The organism is Streptomyces palmae (assembly GCF_004684805.1).
Lineage (GTDB): Bacteria > Actinomycetota > Actinomycetes > Streptomycetales > Streptomycetaceae > Streptomyces > Streptomyces palmae.
Genome location: NZ_SRID01000628.1, coordinates 1 through 1,930, shown reverse-complemented (window position 1 = coordinate 1,930; position 1,930 = coordinate 1). Strand labels below are relative to the sequence as shown.

The following is a 1,930-nucleotide window of genomic DNA, read 5'->3' as shown; positions in this document are numbered from 1 at the left end:
CTACCGACGACCGACCCGGGCGGCGGCGCGGACGGCGGCGAGCGGTCCGACGCGGTGCCCAAGGACCGCAACGGCCTGCCGGAGTACGCCGAACCCCTGCGCAGAGCGCTGCGAACCGCCCGTCCCCGCCCGGTCACCCCCTACTACGCGGCCTTCACCGAACTCATCCAGACCACCGTGCACGACCTCCTCACCAACGGCACCAGCAGCCGGCTCTCCCGCGACCTGGCGACCGGCCTGGAGCGGGTGCTCAAGGGCGGTTGAGGCGGCGGACACCGCGGTCGGGCAGGGCCCGCCCCAAGGTGCTCAGTGGCCGTCCGTGGGCGGGTGCGCGCGGCGGGGCGGCAGTGGCCAAGGCCCGTCGCCCAGTGTGCCGAGGAGAAACCGCCGGGCGAGGGCACGTATGTCCTCCCACGCCGGGTCGGTGGCCAGGGCGTCGGCCCAGAGGCCGGCCCGGCAGGCGGCATCGAGCTGGCCCAGGCGGCGGCTGATGTCCTGGAGTTCGCGCAGACTCCCGGGCTCGAAGGCCCCGCGCTCCGTGAGTTCCTCGGCGACGCGGCAGAAGAGCTCCACCTCGTCGATGACGTCCTCGGTATCCACCTCACGCTCACCCAGCCAGGCAAGCTGGTCCGGGGCGTCGGCTGCCAGGAGAGCCGTCCAGTCCAGCATCCGCGTACGCAGATTGGCATCGCCGAGATCATTCATACCCGCAGGCTCTCACCTCGCTCCCGCCGGACCGTGCCCCCCGGTGGCTTGCGGGACCACAGGGCGTGGGACCGGTCGACTCCCCGCCGTGTGCGGCTCCGGTCGATGGACGCGCGTGTGCCGGGCCCGAACGGCTCCGGACCCGGCACACACTCTTGCGTCGCTCAGGGGCGCTTCTTCTTCGCGGGGGCGGTGTTCGGGGTCTTGGCGGCCGACCCGCCCGGGCTCTTGCGGGGCGCCGGCGCGTTCGGCTTCGCCTGGGCATGGTGCTTCGGGTGGTTGGTGGCCGACCCGTGCAGGGCCTTGCCGGGCGCCGCCTTGGTCGGTCTCTCCTTGGTGTGGAGCGTCCGGTTCCGGGGTTGACCGCTGCCGACCACGTTGGCGGCGGCCGGCGTCGGGTCCCCCGGCCGTGGGACGACCTGCCGCACCCAGATCTCGTCACAAGCCAGTCGGTCCGCGCCGTCCGGTCCGGTGACCTTCGTGCAGGACGTCTCGTAGAGCAGCCCGTCCGTCGTCACGACCTGAACCTTGACGGCGAAGGCCACTTCGGAGACGGAGATCGCACAGGCGTTGGCCGGGTAACCGCCACCGGGGGTGTCGGTGAGGTCGTACCAGGTGAACTCCCGCCCGACGTCTCCCGTGAGGTTCTTGATGCCGGCGTACGCGATACCGTCCACGAGCACGGCCTTGATCTCGAACTGCGGGTCGGCCACGGCGTCGACGTCCAGGCAGGTGGGCGCGCCCGCAGGCCCGGGGAGTCCGGGCACTCCCTGCGGGCCGGGCAGTCCAGGCAGTCCCGGGAATCCCGGGGGGCCGGTCACCCCTGGTAGTCCGGGCGGGCCGGTCAGCCCCGGGAGTCCGGGGGGTCCGGTCTCTCCTTGGGGTCCGGGTTCGCCAGGGAATCCGGGTTCGCCAGGGAATCCGGGTTCACCGGGGAATCCGGGTGCGCCGGGTTCCCCGGGCGGTCCCGTCTCTCCCGTCGCCCCGGTCTCTCCCTGTGGCCCGGGTTCGCCAGGGATTCCCGGCAGCCCGTTCTCTCCCATCGGCCCGGCGGGTCCTTCGGGCCCGGTCTCCCCCTGCGGTCCGGGTTCGCCAGGTGTGCCCGGCACTCCCTCGGGTCCCTCGGGGCCCTCGGGGCCGGTCTCTCCCGGCGGGCCGACCGGTCCTGTGGCACCGGGCTCGCCGGGCTCGCCGGGCGTGCCGGGCGGGCCCGGTGCCACAGGAC

2 protein-coding genes and 1 pseudogene are annotated in these 1,930 nt (G+C 73.7%); 1 reads left to right on the top strand and 2 read right to left on the bottom strand.

Features of this window, described 5'->3' with window-relative positions; all coding sequences use genetic code 11:
- Positions 1–264: pseudogene (locus E4099_RS33415) on the top strand (hypothetical protein); the annotation flags it as partial.
- A 42-nt stretch (positions 265–306) separates the two neighbouring features.
- Here the strand turns inward: E4099_RS33415 and E4099_RS31630 are convergent.
- Positions 307–705 (bottom strand): hypothetical protein, encoded by a 399-nt coding sequence (locus tag E4099_RS31630; protein ID WP_135342529.1) that lies wholly within the window; start codon positions 703–705, stop codon positions 307–309.
- Positions 706–869: 164 nt separating this feature from the next.
- Positions 870–1,526 carry a hypothetical protein gene (locus tag E4099_RS31625; RefSeq protein ID WP_245245342.1) on the bottom strand — a complete coding sequence of 219 codons (657 nt, stop codon included), beginning with the start codon at positions 1,524–1,526 and terminating at the stop codon, positions 870–872.
- Positions 1,527–1,930: the final 404 nt, after the last annotated feature.

Excerpts from the sequence above, each read along its gene's own strand:
- E4099_RS31630 (WP_135342529.1), bottom strand. The coding sequence starts at position 705 with ATGAATGATCTCGGCGATGCCAATCTGCGTACGCGGATGCTGGACTGG.